Source organism: Mycolicibacterium brisbanense (assembly GCF_001570425.1).
Lineage (GTDB): Bacteria > Actinomycetota > Actinomycetes > Mycobacteriales > Mycobacteriaceae > Mycobacterium > Mycobacterium brisbanense.
The window spans coordinates 155,385-167,632 of sequence record NZ_BCSX01000054.1 but is presented as its reverse complement, the minus strand read 5'-3'; the positions used below and the strand labels follow the sequence as shown (position 1 = coordinate 167,632).

At 65.2% G+C, this 12,248-nt stretch carries 16 protein-coding genes and 1 pseudogene; 11 read left to right on the top strand and 6 right to left on the bottom strand.

From position 1 onward, the window contains the following. Window positions 1-6: 6 nt before the first annotated feature. Window positions 7-297 (bottom strand): annotated as a pseudogene (locus RMCB_RS32505) (phosphate ABC transporter permease PstA); the annotation flags it as partial. 220 nt (window positions 298-517) lie between these two features. On the opposite strand from RMCB_RS32505, the gene RMCB_RS32500 reads away from it, so the two are divergent. Beyond that, window positions 518-1,180 (top strand): hypothetical protein, encoded by a 663-nt coding sequence (locus RMCB_RS32500; RefSeq protein WP_017555386.1) that lies wholly within the window; start codon window positions 518-520, stop codon window positions 1,178-1,180. 233 nt (window positions 1,181-1,413) lie between these two features. On the opposite strand, the gene RMCB_RS32495 is transcribed toward RMCB_RS32500, so the two are convergent. Genes RMCB_RS32495 through RMCB_RS32485 form a run of 3 tightly spaced genes read right to left on the bottom strand, consistent with a single transcriptional unit; the run spans window position 1,414 to window position 2,965 of the window. Further along, entirely contained in the window at window positions 1,414-1,818 is a 405-nt protein-coding gene (locus tag RMCB_RS32495) for a DUF1942 domain-containing protein (RefSeq protein ID WP_085990810.1), read from the bottom strand. Continuing rightward, complete coding sequence (locus RMCB_RS32490; RefSeq protein ID WP_005086265.1) at window positions 1,818-2,345, bottom strand: hypothetical protein; 528 nt, start codon at window positions 2,343-2,345, stop codon at window positions 1,818-1,820. Before RMCB_RS32490 ends, RMCB_RS32495 begins: the two co-directional genes overlap by 1 nt. Beyond that, on the bottom strand, window positions 2,342-2,965 hold the full coding sequence (locus RMCB_RS32485; protein ID WP_005086266.1) for a class I SAM-dependent methyltransferase: 624 nt from the start codon (window positions 2,963-2,965) through the stop codon (window positions 2,342-2,344). Before RMCB_RS32485 ends, RMCB_RS32490 begins: the two co-directional genes overlap by 4 nt. Window positions 2,966-3,344: 379 nt before the next feature. Here RMCB_RS32485 and RMCB_RS32480 point away from each other — a divergent pair, with 379 nt between their 5' ends. Genes RMCB_RS32480 through RMCB_RS32465 form a run of 4 tightly spaced genes read left to right on the top strand, consistent with a single transcriptional unit; the run spans window position 3,345 to window position 6,581 of the window. After that, window positions 3,345-3,755: an ArsR/SmtB family transcription factor gene (locus RMCB_RS32480; protein ID WP_005086267.1), complete on the top strand. Its 411-nt coding sequence runs from the start codon at window positions 3,345-3,347 to the stop codon at window positions 3,753-3,755. Further along, on the top strand, window positions 3,752-5,716 hold the full coding sequence (locus RMCB_RS32475) for a heavy metal translocating P-type ATPase (RefSeq protein WP_005086268.1): 1,965 nt from the start codon (window positions 3,752-3,754) through the stop codon (window positions 5,714-5,716). The genes RMCB_RS32480 and RMCB_RS32475 overlap by 4 nt, the downstream gene beginning before the upstream one ends. Beyond that, window positions 5,713-5,991, top strand: a complete 279-nt coding sequence (locus RMCB_RS32470; RefSeq protein WP_005086269.1) for a signal peptidase II — start codon at window positions 5,713-5,715, stop codon at window positions 5,989-5,991. Before RMCB_RS32475 ends, RMCB_RS32470 begins: the two co-directional genes overlap by 4 nt. Further along, window positions 5,988-6,581 (top strand): cadmium resistance transporter, encoded by a 594-nt coding sequence (locus RMCB_RS32465; protein ID WP_005086270.1) that lies wholly within the window; start codon window positions 5,988-5,990, stop codon window positions 6,579-6,581. Before RMCB_RS32470 ends, RMCB_RS32465 begins: the two co-directional genes overlap by 4 nt. Window positions 6,582-6,847: 266 nt before the next feature. Here RMCB_RS32465 and merB read toward each other — a convergent pair whose 3' ends face one another. Together merB and RMCB_RS32455 are read right to left on the bottom strand one after the other, a co-directional pair. After that, window positions 6,848-7,750 carry an organomercurial lyase MerB gene (gene merB, locus RMCB_RS32460; protein WP_005086271.1) on the bottom strand — a complete coding sequence of 301 codons (903 nt, stop codon included), beginning with the start codon at window positions 7,748-7,750 and terminating at the stop codon, window positions 6,848-6,850. A gap of 4 nt (window positions 7,751-7,754) precedes the next feature. After that, a complete protein-coding gene (locus RMCB_RS32455) occupies window positions 7,755-8,177 on the bottom strand; it encodes a MerR family transcriptional regulator (protein ID WP_005086272.1) in 423 nt (140 codons plus the stop codon). Between the two features lie 533 nt (window positions 8,178-8,710). Here RMCB_RS32455 and RMCB_RS32450 point away from each other — a divergent pair. The 6 genes from RMCB_RS32450 (at window position 8,711) to fdxA (ending at window position 12,231) form a co-directional block, all read left to right on the top strand. After that, a complete protein-coding gene (locus RMCB_RS32450; protein ID WP_005086273.1) occupies window positions 8,711-9,055 on the top strand; it encodes a hypothetical protein in 345 nt (114 codons plus the stop codon). Further along, window positions 9,052-9,477, top strand: a complete 426-nt coding sequence (locus tag RMCB_RS32445; RefSeq protein WP_005086275.1) for a MerR family transcriptional regulator — start codon at window positions 9,052-9,054, stop codon at window positions 9,475-9,477. The genes RMCB_RS32450 and RMCB_RS32445 overlap by 4 nt, the downstream gene beginning before the upstream one ends. Window positions 9,478-9,959: 482 nt before the next feature. Further along, complete coding sequence (locus RMCB_RS32440) at window positions 9,960-10,520, top strand: redoxin domain-containing protein (protein ID WP_005086276.1); 561 nt, start codon at window positions 9,960-9,962, stop codon at window positions 10,518-10,520. Between the two features lie 7 nt (window positions 10,521-10,527). Continuing rightward, the gene (locus tag RMCB_RS32435) at window positions 10,528-11,430 is read left to right on the top strand and encodes a cytochrome c biogenesis CcdA family protein (RefSeq protein WP_005086277.1); all 903 of its coding nucleotides are present in this window, start codon (window positions 10,528-10,530) and stop codon (window positions 11,428-11,430) included. 64 nt (window positions 11,431-11,494) lie between these two features. Continuing rightward, entirely contained in the window at window positions 11,495-11,914 is a 420-nt protein-coding gene (locus tag RMCB_RS32430) for a MerR family transcriptional regulator (RefSeq protein WP_017555390.1), read from the top strand. After that, on the top strand, window positions 11,911-12,231 hold the full coding sequence (gene fdxA / locus RMCB_RS32425; RefSeq protein ID WP_005086279.1) for a ferredoxin: 321 nt from the start codon (window positions 11,911-11,913) through the stop codon (window positions 12,229-12,231). The genes RMCB_RS32430 and fdxA overlap by 4 nt, the downstream gene beginning before the upstream one ends. Window positions 12,232-12,248: the final 17 nt, after the last annotated feature.

Sequence of the window (12,248 nt, the reverse complement as noted above, 5' to 3'; positions counted from 1 at the left end):
GTGCTCCTAGAACTTCTTGGGTGCAAAGATTTTGGCGACCAACCGGGCCGCAACGTTGAGCACCGCGATCAGCAGGATGAGCGTCAGCGCCGCACCCCACAGCCGGTCGGTCGGCACCGGGTTGGCGCCCGCGCCCGCGGAGATCTGGTCGTACATCATGCCCGGCAGCGATCCCATGAACCCGTTGAACATGTCGAAGTTGATGGCCTGGGCGTAGCCGACCAGGATCAGCAGCGGCGCCGTCTCCCCCATCACGCGGGCCAGTGCCAGCATGACGCCGGTGACGATGCCCGACATTCTATCGCTTGTTAGAACTGTTGCACCGATGGTCGATTGTCGGCATATATGTCCAGGTGGATTGAATGTCGATTCACGTTGCCTTAGCCACAGGACGGAACACGCCGTTGAGCCATGGCTAGGGAGCCTGAGAATCGCGAAGCGGCCCCTGACTGTTCGCTTAGTCGTCTCCACTCACGCGAATGCAGTTAGCTAGCCCTACTAGTAGTACATTCGCCGGATGGTTCTCGAGAGGATGATCGACCGGAAAGAAGCCGCCACCGCCCTGGCGGTGGAGGTACTCGACGAGTTGCGCGTATCCGTTCTGGAGTGCCTGCTTGCCTTGGATGCCATCTCCCAAGAAACCATCATCGATTTCGAGCCGCTCACCGAAAGCCTTGCCGCATCAGGGAGAGTCGCTCGGCAGGCATTCATTGCAGCGAGCTTGTTGAACCAAGACGCGGAGTTTGCTCCGCTGTGCCGCGAAAGCGATTGCATGACACCGGGTTCGATCATCAATCGACACTGGGCCGCAGTCGCGGAAGGTGCACCGGCTACCCCTCCTGATCGATCCGATGTCGACGACTTCGAAACCGAGATAGGCGGCGTGTTCGCCAGAAGCGATGGACCACTAGGCGCGGCTCAGCACCCCCATTTGCTTAGCATTGCGGAAGTAGAGATTTCGAGTTCTGATACCGAACAAGCAGTTGCACCCGGCCAATACCACCCGGCGGCATCCATCGAGGACGACCGCGATGCGTATCGCAGGCAAGTCGAAACAGCATTGATGGATCGCAGACAGCGACATATGGCGGTACGTCGGGAAACGATTCGAACTGCGGGTAACCATGTGGTTCAGCAGTGGATGGAACGTCGGGCTTCCTCGATGGCGGAGAACGCGTAGCTTGCCGAGAACGCACGCGCTCATGCGCAGCGAAAGTGGTTGCGATGAAGAATGTTTCAACTACAGGACCACGTGGTCAAGCACATTGGACAGCACCTGATCGGGGCCGTCAAACGCCCTCACGCACCAAACGAGCGCCGCCGAACGGCTTGTTGCCCAACGCACTACCTCCCGTAGCCACTCCACCGATGACAGTGCCAGCGCGGGGCCTTGACGCCGAGTGTCACGCGGCCTCACGGCTTGGTGAAGCACGCGCAATCGGCACCACAGCAGAGACAGTCGGCCATCGGCAGCGCCATATCGCACCACATTATGGCCGGCTTGGCGCTGGTGACAGCGAAATACACTTTGCCTGTGGCAGTTGCACCCTCAGCGAGGGTCGCCCCGGAGATACCGGACGTGCTGGCCAGCTGCCACGGTACTGGGTAGCCAAGGTGATCGGCACCCATCGCCTCGATGCCAGGGATCACCGGGGCCACAGCGCCTTTGACCGCCCGCACCGATACTGTGGCCTCCCACAAGGGTCGCACCCTACCTAGTTGGAGGTCGCAACTGCGCAGTTGGTTGCGGCGATAGACCGGCGTTTCGGCGTACACCCGGAACCGTCGGCGGCGCGAAGGGCTGACGGGCGGGGCCATTAGCGGCCCATCATGGGTCCCATCATGGTTGGCATGCCATTGACAACGAAGCCGGTAACTTCTCGCGCGTGGGCGCGGATGGCGTCGATAAGAGCGGGATCAGTGGCAGTTTCGATAACGGCAACACCGTTGGAGGTCAGCGTGATTTGGCGTTGGTAGTCAGATGCTCTCCGGAACAGCGTGGGCAGGCTGTCGCTCATGCAGGTCACTTCAGCACCTTGGCCGAGGTGGTCATACATTGAGGACACGTGGGCATGCAGTTGCGCGACGAGATCAGGGGCGCCGGATTCAGTGACGGTACGGATCCCGCCTGGTATGTCTTCGACGGTGCGCCGCAGTTCATTGTGTCGGGCGAACATAGCCATGTAGCGGCTCATATCGGTGCCCGAGATTCCACCCATCATCCCGGGCCCCTCGGCTCGGCCTGCCGGCATCCGAATGGTGGTGCGCAGCAGGTAGGCCAGTGCGGCCACGGTGCCGGCCGCCCCGAGGACGGCAAGAGCGGTGCGTCTGGGCATTTCGGTCATGTGCGGCTTCTTTCGTGATGGTGCCGGCGTGGACACACCACCGCCCGCGGCGAGTCAGGTCGTGGCGGCCTTACGGGTGACGACCCGTTCGACGAGCCCGAGGGTGAACCGCTCGACGCGGTCAATGTCGAGGCCGTCAGCGGTAAGGAGGTGGTCCAGTGGGCGGCGCTGCTGCGGATGTGATCGACCAGGACGAGCCGCCCACCTGGGCGCAGTACCCGGGTCATCTCGGTTAGCGCTTGGGTGTGGTTGGGGATGGCGCACAGCCCGAGGGGGCATACGACGGCGTCGAAGCTGGCATCGTCGAACGGCAATCGGTGGGCGTCGGCCCGTTGCAGAACGGCGGGGTGTCCGAGATCGGCGGCGCGGTCACGGGCCAGGTCGAGTATCTGCTCGCTCCAGTCGATGCCGGTCGGCCGGACAGTTTCGGGGCAGAAGGGCAGGTTGAGGCCAGTGCCGATCGCGACTTCCAGAACGTCGCCGGTGGCTTGGCTGCAGACCCACTGGCGGGAGTCGCCGAACAGGTGGCGGTCGAAGAACCCGATCTCACGGTCATAGTTGCGGGATTTCTTGTCCCAGTACCGGTTCCAGCGTGCGCTTCGATCATCTGATGTAGCCATGGTTCACCTCGCGTCGCCGGTCAGGCGTTGCGGAGCGTCCAATATGGGCTGCCGTCTGCCGACAGTCTCACAGTAGTCGCGTGGGCCTGGCCGTGGGCGTCGTTCCCCTACCACCCGAACTTCGGCTCTAATCGAGACCACCTGCACCAGCAACGAGCAGGTCGGGGTCATCGCGTGATGACCGTGGCGCGACACTGGACATCAGAATGAATCAGGCTGTCCGAGTACAGATGTGGCTGGCCACCAGCGTTGCGGGTTGCCCACAAGGATGGCACCGGCCTGGCACTGCACCTCCACCCCACCGAGCCACCGAGGAGACACAGACGTCGGGTCCCAACCCCACCTCGAAGCATCGCCGCTAGTCGGTTATAATCGTCATATGGCGATGAATGAGTCGGATGCCTGCCTCGTCGGCAGTACCTCAGGGACCTCCTCCAATCTGGATGCCGCGGTGGCGCTGTTTCACAGCCTCTCCGATGGCGCCCGGCTGGCGACCGTGCGCCGGCTGGCCGACGGGGAAGCCCGGGTGGTCGACCTGGTCGGTGAGCTGGGGTTGGCGCAATCCACCGTCTCGGCCCATGTGGCGTGCCTGCGGGACTGCGGACTGGTCACCGGGCGCCCCGAAGGACGACAGGTGTTCTACTCGCTGACGCGCCCCGAACTGCTCGACCTGCTCGCCTCAGCGGAGACGCTGCTGGCCGCCACGGGCAGCGCGGTGGCGCTGTGCCCCAACTACGGAACCCGCTCCCGCACGGGCGCGGCGACCTCCACGAAGCAGGCCCGGCGATGAGCGACGCATGCGGCTGCGGCAACGACGAACCCCGCTCCGACGAGCAGGAGCGTGAACCCGAGCGGCTCTGGCAGATCAAAGAACTGCAGTTCGCCGCTATTTCGGGGGTGTTCCTGCTGGCAGCGCTGATCGCTGGATTCCTCGGCGCCACCGAGCCGATCGTCCTCACGCTGCAAGCGGTGGCGCTGCTGGCCGGTGCCTATACCTTCGTGCCGTCCACCCTGACGCGGCTGGCCAAGGGCAAGATCGGGGTCGGCACCCTGATGACCATCGCCGCGGTGGGCGCAGTGATCCTCGGCGAGGTGGGCGAGGCCGCCATGCTGGCCTTCCTGTTCTCCATCAGCGAGGGACTGGAGGAGTACTCGCTGGCGCGCACTCGCCGCGGACTGCGCGCGCTGTTGTCGCTGGTGCCCGATGAGGCCACCGTGCTGCGTGACGGCACCGAAATTGTCGTCGCACCAACCGAATTGCGGATCGGCGACCGGATGCTGGTCAAGCCGGGTGAACGTGTCGCTACCGACGGCATCATCGGGCAAGGCCGCACCGCGCTCGACGTCTCGGCCATCACCGGCGAGTCGGTTCCCGTCGAAGCAGGGCCAGGCGATGAGGTGTTCGCCGGGTCGATCAACGGCACCGGCGTACTCGAGGTGGAGGTCACTACCACCGCCGAGGACAACTCGCTGGCCCGCATCGTGCGCATCGTGGAGGCCGAGCAGTCCCGCAAGGGCGCCTCCCAACGCTTGGCCGACCGCATCGCCAAACCGCTGGTGCCCGGGGTCATGATCGCCGCGGCACTGATCGCGGTGCTGGGCAGTGTGCTCGGTGACCCGGCTACCTGGATCGAACGTGCCCTGGTGGTGCTGGTCGCCGCCTCCCCGTGCGCCTTGGCAATCTCCGTGCCGGTCACCGTCGTGGCCGCGATCGGAGCCGCCAGCAAGCTGGGTGCATTGGTCAAGGGCGGCGCCGCGCTGGAAGCGCTGGGCAAGATCCGCGGCGTTGCACTGGACAAGACCGGCACACTCACCGCGAACCGGCCCACGGTTATCGAGGTGGCCACCACCAACGGTGCCACTGGCGAACAGGTGCTGGATCTGGCGGCAGCCCTGGAAGCGCGCAGCGAGCACCCGCTGGCCGCGGCGATCCTGGCCGCAGCCGACACCGTCATCCCCGCCACCGACGTCGAGGCCGTCACCGGTGCCGGCCTCACCGGGCATCGCAACGGGCACACCATCCGGCTCGGCCGGCCCGGCTGGCTCGACCCCGGCCCACTCGCCGGCGATGTCGCACGCATGCAGCAGGCCGGCGCCACCGCCGTCCTCGTCGAAGACAACGGACAGCTGATCGGGGCAATTGCAGTACGCGACGAGTTGCGCCCCGAGGCCGCCGAGGTGGTGGCCCAACTGCGCGGCGACGGCTACCACGTGGCGATGCTCACCGGCGACAACCAGGCCACCGCCGCGGCGTTGGCCCGCGATGTCCGGATCGACGCCGTGCACGCCGAGTTGCGCCCCGAGGACAAGGCCCGACTGATCGAACAGCTCCGGGCCCAGCGCCCCACGGCGATGGTGGGCGATGGCGTCAATGACGCTCCTGCCCTGGCCACTGCCGACCTGGGTATCGCAATGGGCGCGATGGGCACCGACGTGGCGATCGAAACCGCGGATGTGGCGTTGATGGGCGAAGACCTGCGCCACCTGCCGCAGGCGTTCACTCATGCGCGTCGGGCGCGCCGGATCATGCTGCAAAACGTCGGCCTGTCCCTGGGCCTGATTGTCGCGTTGATGCCGCTGGCCTTGTTCGGGATGCTCGGCCTAGCCGCCGTCGTGCTGGTCCACGAACTCGCCGAAATCGTGGTCATCGCCAACGGAGTACGGGCCGGACGCACCAAACCCCTAGCCACCGCGACAGTAGACCGGTCGGCCCGCCAAACCCGCGCGGCCTCGGTCGACGCACCGTCGTGACCCCCGGCCACCCCGGCCGGCAGGCCACCGTGATGCGGTCGCGCATCACCCTGGCCGCCACCGCGGTCCTCGTCGCAGGGATGGCCGCCCTACCGGGTGGCGCGCTGGCCAATGTGATCGACCGCACCGCCGATGCGATGGTCACCGACTACGTGCACACGGGCTGGTTTCCCACCTTCAACCTCGCTGACGCCTTCATCGTCACAGGCGCAGCCATACTCGTTGTGGCCAGTTGGCGCGCGAGCGGCACCGCAGACACCGGGATACGCGCATGATCCTGTCGTCCGTGCTACCCGCGATCGGCCTGTTCACCGTCACCAACATCGACGACATCATCGTGCTCTCAATGTTTTTCGCCCGCGGCGCGGGACAACGCGGGACAACGGCCCGAATCACCGCAGGTCAATACCTGGGATTTGTGGGCATTCTGGGCGCGGCGGTGCTCGTCACGGTGGGTGCCGGAGCGTTCCTTCCTCCACAAGTCATCCCCTACTTCGGACTCATACCGCTCGCGCTGGGGCTGTGGGCGGCCTGGCAAGCCTGGCGTGACAACGACGACGATGACGACGCGGCGAAGGTCGCGGGCAAAAACGTCGGCGTCTGGACGGTCGCTGCAGTCACCTTCGCCAACGGCGGGGACAACATCGGCGTCTACGTCCCCGTCTTCCTCAGCGTGGGACCCGCGGCCGTGGTGGCATACTGCATCGTCTTCCTCGCGCTCATCGCGGTCCTCGTCGTCGCCGCCAGATTCGTCGCCACCCGCCGGCCGATCGCCGAAATCCTCGAACGCTGGGAACACATCCTCTTCCCGATCGTCCTGATTGCCCTCGGCATCGTCATCCTGGTCAGTGGTCTCGCCGACTAAGGAGCAAGAAGCCCTTCTCTCGCACAGTTGACCGCCGAAAGACTTGTCGCCCAAAAGGGATCCATGCGTAGCGTCATGTGATCTATTGCCGTCATCGCACCCGTTATCGTCGCTGCAGCCCACGTTCACGGGCTACACCACCGGCGACGAGTCCATGCCCAAGGCGGCACCTTCCACTTCGCCCCCGGTTAACCGCGTTTGTATCTATCAAATCGGTGGCCAAATGAAGCGCCGCGAACGGCCTCGGCTGCCGGAGACAGTGCGATCTAGTCCAGGAGTCGGCCGCTGATGAGGCGCAGCTGTGGATAGGCGTTGGCGACGGGCAGCACAGTGCCCCCGGGGTGTGCTGTGAGCCAGTCGTCGGCTGCTTGGGGGTTCGCAAAGAAACGGCCGGGGTCGCAGATGGTCGCACGCACTGCGGCGGAGTCCATAGTCTGGGAACCAGGAATCGAGATCACCGCGGTAGAGGGCGAGAGGTCGGTAACACCGGACCGCGGGTCAACCGTGAAGCTGACAACGATATCGGTTGTCGGGCAGCGGGATTCGATTTGCGCGCGGCGATCGAGGATCACCGGAAACAGCAGGGTGTCGGCGGCACACCACGTATAGAGGTGCTGCCCGTCGACGATGTAAACATGCGGGCTCGGGTTGAGAGTCAATCCCCACCCGATGATGCGGTGATGGTCGTCGTACTCGATATCACGGCCTGCGGGAGCAGTGGTGAGGTCGGCTCTATCGACGCCGGCGGCCGCACAGAGATCGGCGACCGTGACGGGACCGCCGCCGGCGAGCAGGCGCACGGCGGTGCGCATGAGGTGCCGTCCAGTCTTCTGGTCGGTGTCCCTTGAGACGCTGTCGGCGCCTGGGTCTGCGCACATCAGCGGCTCCTTCCGTGCCGCATCCCGGAGGTGATCGGCTGAATTGGCGCGCAATGCGGTCAAGAGACGCTCGGGTGTCGGCAGGTCGAGCCGGCAGGCGTCTGCAGCCAGGACCGTAGCTGCGGGGCACATCACATCGGCACCGTCGACGAGGACTGTTGGCGAGGGGTAGCGGCCCACTCTCTCGATGATCGGCAAGTCCAGAGCCATGCTGCTCAGGCAGTCGGTGACCAGCTGCCGGGCGGACGCGGCATGAGGACAGTCGGGTGCAGTGAGCAGTTCGATGCGCATGTGTTCAGTCTCCGGTGGCCGAATGTGGTGTGGTGGCGGCGATGTGAATGTCGTGCAGGATCGGGCACTCCCGCTGGAGTCGAGGCTGATCGCAGGTTTCGACGAGCCGGCCGAGCGCATTGCGCATACCGGCCAGCTCATCGATCCGACGCTGCAGGTCGCCGATACGCGCATAGGCCATCGCTTTGGCATCGTCACACGAGGCCGGCCCTCCGCCGGCCAGGTGCAGCAGTTCCTCGATGTCATCGAGCGTGAATCCCAATTGTTGGGCGCGTTTGACGAACCGCACGACCCGTACCGCGTCCGCGGAATAGCATCGGTATCCCGACCCGGTCCGCTGCGGTGAGGGTAGCAAGCCACGGCGTTCGTAGTAGCGCAAGGTTTGGGCATTGACGTGCGCCGCCGCAGCGACCTCACTGGTTCTCACCCCACCAGCATGAACCCTGTACCCAACTATCGGGTCAACTATCGGGTCAAGCCGACGTAGGTATTCTCCACATAGTTGCAGCCGTTTATTTGCGAACGCAACGAGCTCGCACGCACAGCCATCACTGATGGCGCGAGATTCTAGGAACGGCAACACTGTTGATGAACATCGCATTGCACATCCTTGCAATCCAAGTTGGTGGATCTGTCAACTTCCGCCATCTCAAATACCTATCCGCCATCCTCTCACCTGCACGTTCTCACGCAGGTGGCGTGCAAGGCCCATCCAGATGGCGGAGCCCGAAACTGCTGGGGGTCTGCTGCCATCGGCTAGGTGTGTGAAAGGTATTGTCACTGCGACTGTGAGCGACACGTTGGCCGTCGTGCTGCCCCCCTCATCCGGACTCGGGCCTGTCGTTCGGCCGACGAGCCCGAATTGGGATGGTCAACCTCTGACAGTTGTCGATGGTTGGACGTTGTCGACGATTAACGAGGCTTGCATTCCGTACCTAGGTACGGGTTTATCGTCGGTGTATGGCGATCGAAGATGGCTCGGATTGGGTGCCCCAATCGTGCTCGCTGCCGTCCGCGGAGAGGCCATTGCGGGTGGCTGAGTTTGACCGGTTGTTTGGTGAATCGGCGGTGCGGTCAACGCGGGTGACCACCACGCGGCTCGACGTGGAGCTGGACGCCGCGGCGCAGCATCGCGCGCGGGATCTGGCCGCGCGGGAGTCGGAGTGCTGCTCGTACTTCACGTTTACTTTTGAGACAGTGGGGCCGAATGTGGTGATGCGCATTGAGGTTCCACCGTCGCAGAGCGCTGTGCTGGATGCTCTGGCTGGCCGCGTCGACGTGGCGACCCGAGGTGGCGTCACGTGAGTGAGACAGGACTGCGCAGCGGTCAGCTGGCTGGCGCGGCGGGTGTGAATGTTGAGACGCTGCGGTATTACGAGCGCCGGGGTCTGTTGGCCAAGCCGCAGAGGTCGTTGGGTGGGCACCGGTTGTATCCGGCGCAGACGGTGACGATGCTGCGGGTGATCAAGACGGCGCAGCGTCTGGGGTTCACGCTCGATGAGGTGGCGGACTTGTTGGCCGCGACGCGGGTGGGTGCCCGCTCGGATGCGGGGTTGCGGGCCCGGGCGCAGACCAAGCTGGCCGAGATCGACCAGAAGCTCGCCGAGCTCGCCGCGGTGCGCGACACATTGCGCTCGGCGCTGGAAGCAGGCTGTGATGATCTGCTCGCGTGCGCGGAAAGCCCGTGTTGCCCACTGCCGTTCACCACTGATTTCGACGCGAGCTGAAGGGTCTGCGCGGTGGCTGCTGCGGATAGGCGCTCCAGTAGACGGTGGTGGACCCTGATCGGTGCCGGAACGTTGATCTGTGCGAGTTGCTGCCTGCTGGTGCCTCTACTGGCAGCAGCAGGGATCGCTGGCAGCGCAGCGCTGCTGATAAGCGCCGGGCGGCTGGAGACGATCGGATTCGCATTGGTCGCACTCGGCGTGGCTGGGTTCGTGCTGATGAGGATCCGGGCCAGACGCTCCCAAGACCTCGCCTGTTCGCCGGCTGACGACGGTCCGGGGTGCGGATGCATGCCGTCGGATCCGACCCTGCCTGAGATCCCGTCGAAACCAAGCGGTTCATAGGACTGCGAGGCTTGAGGTAGGTTCCTCGGCCCTCGGCCCTCGGCCCGACCGAGTGTGGTTGGGCCGCAACCGGATTTGTGTTATCCGGTCAGTCAATTCTGTGCGGGAGTATGCCCGCCCAAACGGTGTGGAGGTTTGTCATGCGCGTGTCAGGGTGCATTGCGGTAGCGGCGGCCGTCGCCGTCGCGTTGGCGGGGTGCGCCGGCAGCGGCGCCCAGCAGGCACAGTCGCAGGCCGCGGTGACGTCGGCGGCACCCTCGGGGATGCAGCCCGATGCGGTCGGGCGGGCGGTGCCCGAGCAGCTGAGGTTCACCAGCGCGCTGGTCGACGGGATCAGCTTCGAGGGGTCGTCGTTGGCGGGCAAGGACGCGGTGTTGTGGTTCTGGGCGCCGTGGTGCGGGGAATGTCGCCGCGAGGCCCCGCATGTGGCCGCGGTGCAGAAGGCCACCGGCGACAAGGTCGTGGTAATGGGGGTGGCCGGCCGCGGCGACAACGCCGGTATGCGCTCGTTCATCGACGCCACCGGGGTGGGCGGGTTCGCTCATATCGTCGACACCGACGGGACGGTGTGGCAGCGCTTCGGGGTGGTCCAGCAACCCGCGTACGCCTTCATCGATCACACCGGGGCGGTGACGGTGGTGCGCGGCTCGCTGGGCGAAGACGAGCTCGCGGCCCGTGTCGATGCGCTGAGTAGCTCCTAGGTCGGTGATGGATACTCTGGGTTTCGCGTTGGCGGCCGGTGCGCTGGCTGCGGTCAATCCGTGCGGATTCGCCATGCTGCCTGCGTATTTGGCGTTGTTCATCGCCGGTGACCAGCCGCCGTTGGGACTGGGGAGTGCTTTGGTCGCAGTACGTCGCGCTCTGGCGGCGACGGCGGCGATGACGACCGGGTTTCTGGCCACGTTTGTCACCGCTGGGCTGGTTTTGTCCCCGGTCGCGGCGACCCTGCAGCGATGGGCGCCGGCACTGACCGTGGTGATCGGGGTCGGGCTGGCGGTGATGGGTCTGCTGATGGTCACCGGCCGGGAGCTGACGCTACCGTTGCCGAAACCTGGATCTGCGTTCAATCCGGCCGCGGGCCTGGGCCCAATGGCGCTCTATGGGGTGGTGTATGCGGTGGCGTCGCTGGGCTGCACGATCGGCCCGTTTCTCGTAGTGACCGCCACAACATTCACCTCCGGCAACATCCCCGCCGGGATCGGTGCGTACGGTGCCTACGCGATCGGGATGGGCCTGGTGGTCGGGGTGGCCTCGATCAGCGTCGCGCTGGCCCGCCAGTCGGCCACCCAGCGGCTGCGCCGACTCCTGCCCTATGCCGCACGGGCCGCCGGCACCTTGCTGCTACTGGCCGGCGGCTATGTCAGCTGGTACGGCATCTATGAGCTGCGGATCTTCGCCGGCGCGCGGGTCAATGATCCGATCATCAACGCCGCCGCCCGAATCCAAGCCACCATCGCATCGCTAATCGGCTCGGCCGGTCCCCCCGCTCTCGCCGGCATTCTGGCCGTCATCCTGGTGACCGCGGGCACGGCTGTCCTTGTCGGCAGAGCCTGTCGCCGTCGCCGATCACTCACCAACGACTCGGCTGACCACTCCGCCACCAGCCAGTAGTGCTTGTTCATGGGGCTTGGCCCTGTAGTGGGGTTGAAGGTTTAGGCTGCCCGCTGTGAGTCGGATGCGGATCTCTCAGCTCGCAAAGCGCAGCGGCGTGCCAGCCAGCACGCTGCGGTTTTACGAGACGCTGGGTCTGTTGGCGGCGCAGCGCACTGATTCTGGGTACCGGATCTATGACGAGGCCACCGTCGAGCGGTTGGCGTTCATCCGCGCCGCCAAACGGGTCGGCCTGCCGTTGGAGGAAATCGGCGAGCTACTCACGGTGTGGGATCAGGGCGCGTGTGTTGATGTGCGGACCCGGCTGCGCCCGATGATGACCGCACGGCTCGACGAAGTCACTTCCCGGATCGGCGAGCTGCGTGCCTTCGCCGATGTCCTCACCGACGCGCTCGATCACCTCGATGCCCTGCCCGACCGCGCCACCCCATGCGACGCATCTTGCAGTTTCCTGAAATCACCCGCGCGACAGGAACATCGGTGATCTACGTTATCGCCGCACCGTGTGTGGATGTCAAAGATAAAGCTTGCATCGAAGAATGTCCGGTCGACTGCATCTACGAGGGCACCCGGATGCTCTACATCCACCCCGACGAATGTGTGGACTGCGGGGCATGTGAACCTGTCTGCCCGGCCGAGGCCATCTTCTACGAAGACGACCTGCCCGACCACTGGGCCCATTACGCCACGATCAGCGCCGAATTCTTCGCCGACCTCGGCTCACCCGGCGGCGCTACCAAGACCGGCGCCCAGGCCTTCGACCACCCGATGGTAGCGGCGCTGCCTGCCACCAATACCTAACCACCGCAACAGATCCA

Bases quoted from the DNA above. Each gene is read 5' to 3' on its own strand.
- merB (WP_005086271.1), bottom strand. From the start codon at position 7,750: ATGCGCATCGAACTGCTCACTGCACCCGACTGTCCTCATGCCGCGTCC.
- RMCB_RS32480 (WP_005086267.1), top strand. From the start codon at position 3,345: ATGGCGATGAATGAGTCGGATGCCTGCCTCGTCGGCAGTACCTCAGGG.
- RMCB_RS32490 (WP_005086265.1), bottom strand. From the start codon at position 2,345: ATGACCGAAATGCCCAGACGCACCGCTCTTGCCGTCCTCGGGGCGGCC.
- RMCB_RS32435 (WP_005086277.1), top strand. From the start codon at position 10,528: ATGGATACTCTGGGTTTCGCGTTGGCGGCCGGTGCGCTGGCTGCGGTC.
- RMCB_RS32450 (WP_005086273.1), top strand. From the start codon at position 8,711: ATGGCGATCGAAGATGGCTCGGATTGGGTGCCCCAATCGTGCTCGCTG.
- RMCB_RS32485 (WP_005086266.1), bottom strand. From the start codon at position 2,965: ATGGCTACATCAGATGATCGAAGCGCACGCTGGAACCGGTACTGGGAC.
- RMCB_RS32440 (WP_005086276.1), top strand. From the start codon at position 9,960: ATGCGCGTGTCAGGGTGCATTGCGGTAGCGGCGGCCGTCGCCGTCGCG.
- RMCB_RS32430 (WP_017555390.1), top strand. From the start codon at position 11,495: ATGCGGATCTCTCAGCTCGCAAAGCGCAGCGGCGTGCCAGCCAGCACG.
- RMCB_RS32500 (WP_017555386.1), top strand. From the start codon at position 518: ATGGTTCTCGAGAGGATGATCGACCGGAAAGAAGCCGCCACCGCCCTG.
- RMCB_RS32465 (WP_005086270.1), top strand. From the start codon at position 5,988: ATGATCCTGTCGTCCGTGCTACCCGCGATCGGCCTGTTCACCGTCACC.
- RMCB_RS32495 (WP_085990810.1), bottom strand. From the start codon at position 1,818: ATGGCCCCGCCCGTCAGCCCTTCGCGCCGCCGACGGTTCCGGGTGTAC.
- RMCB_RS32475 (WP_005086268.1), top strand. From the start codon at position 3,752: ATGAGCGACGCATGCGGCTGCGGCAACGACGAACCCCGCTCCGACGAG.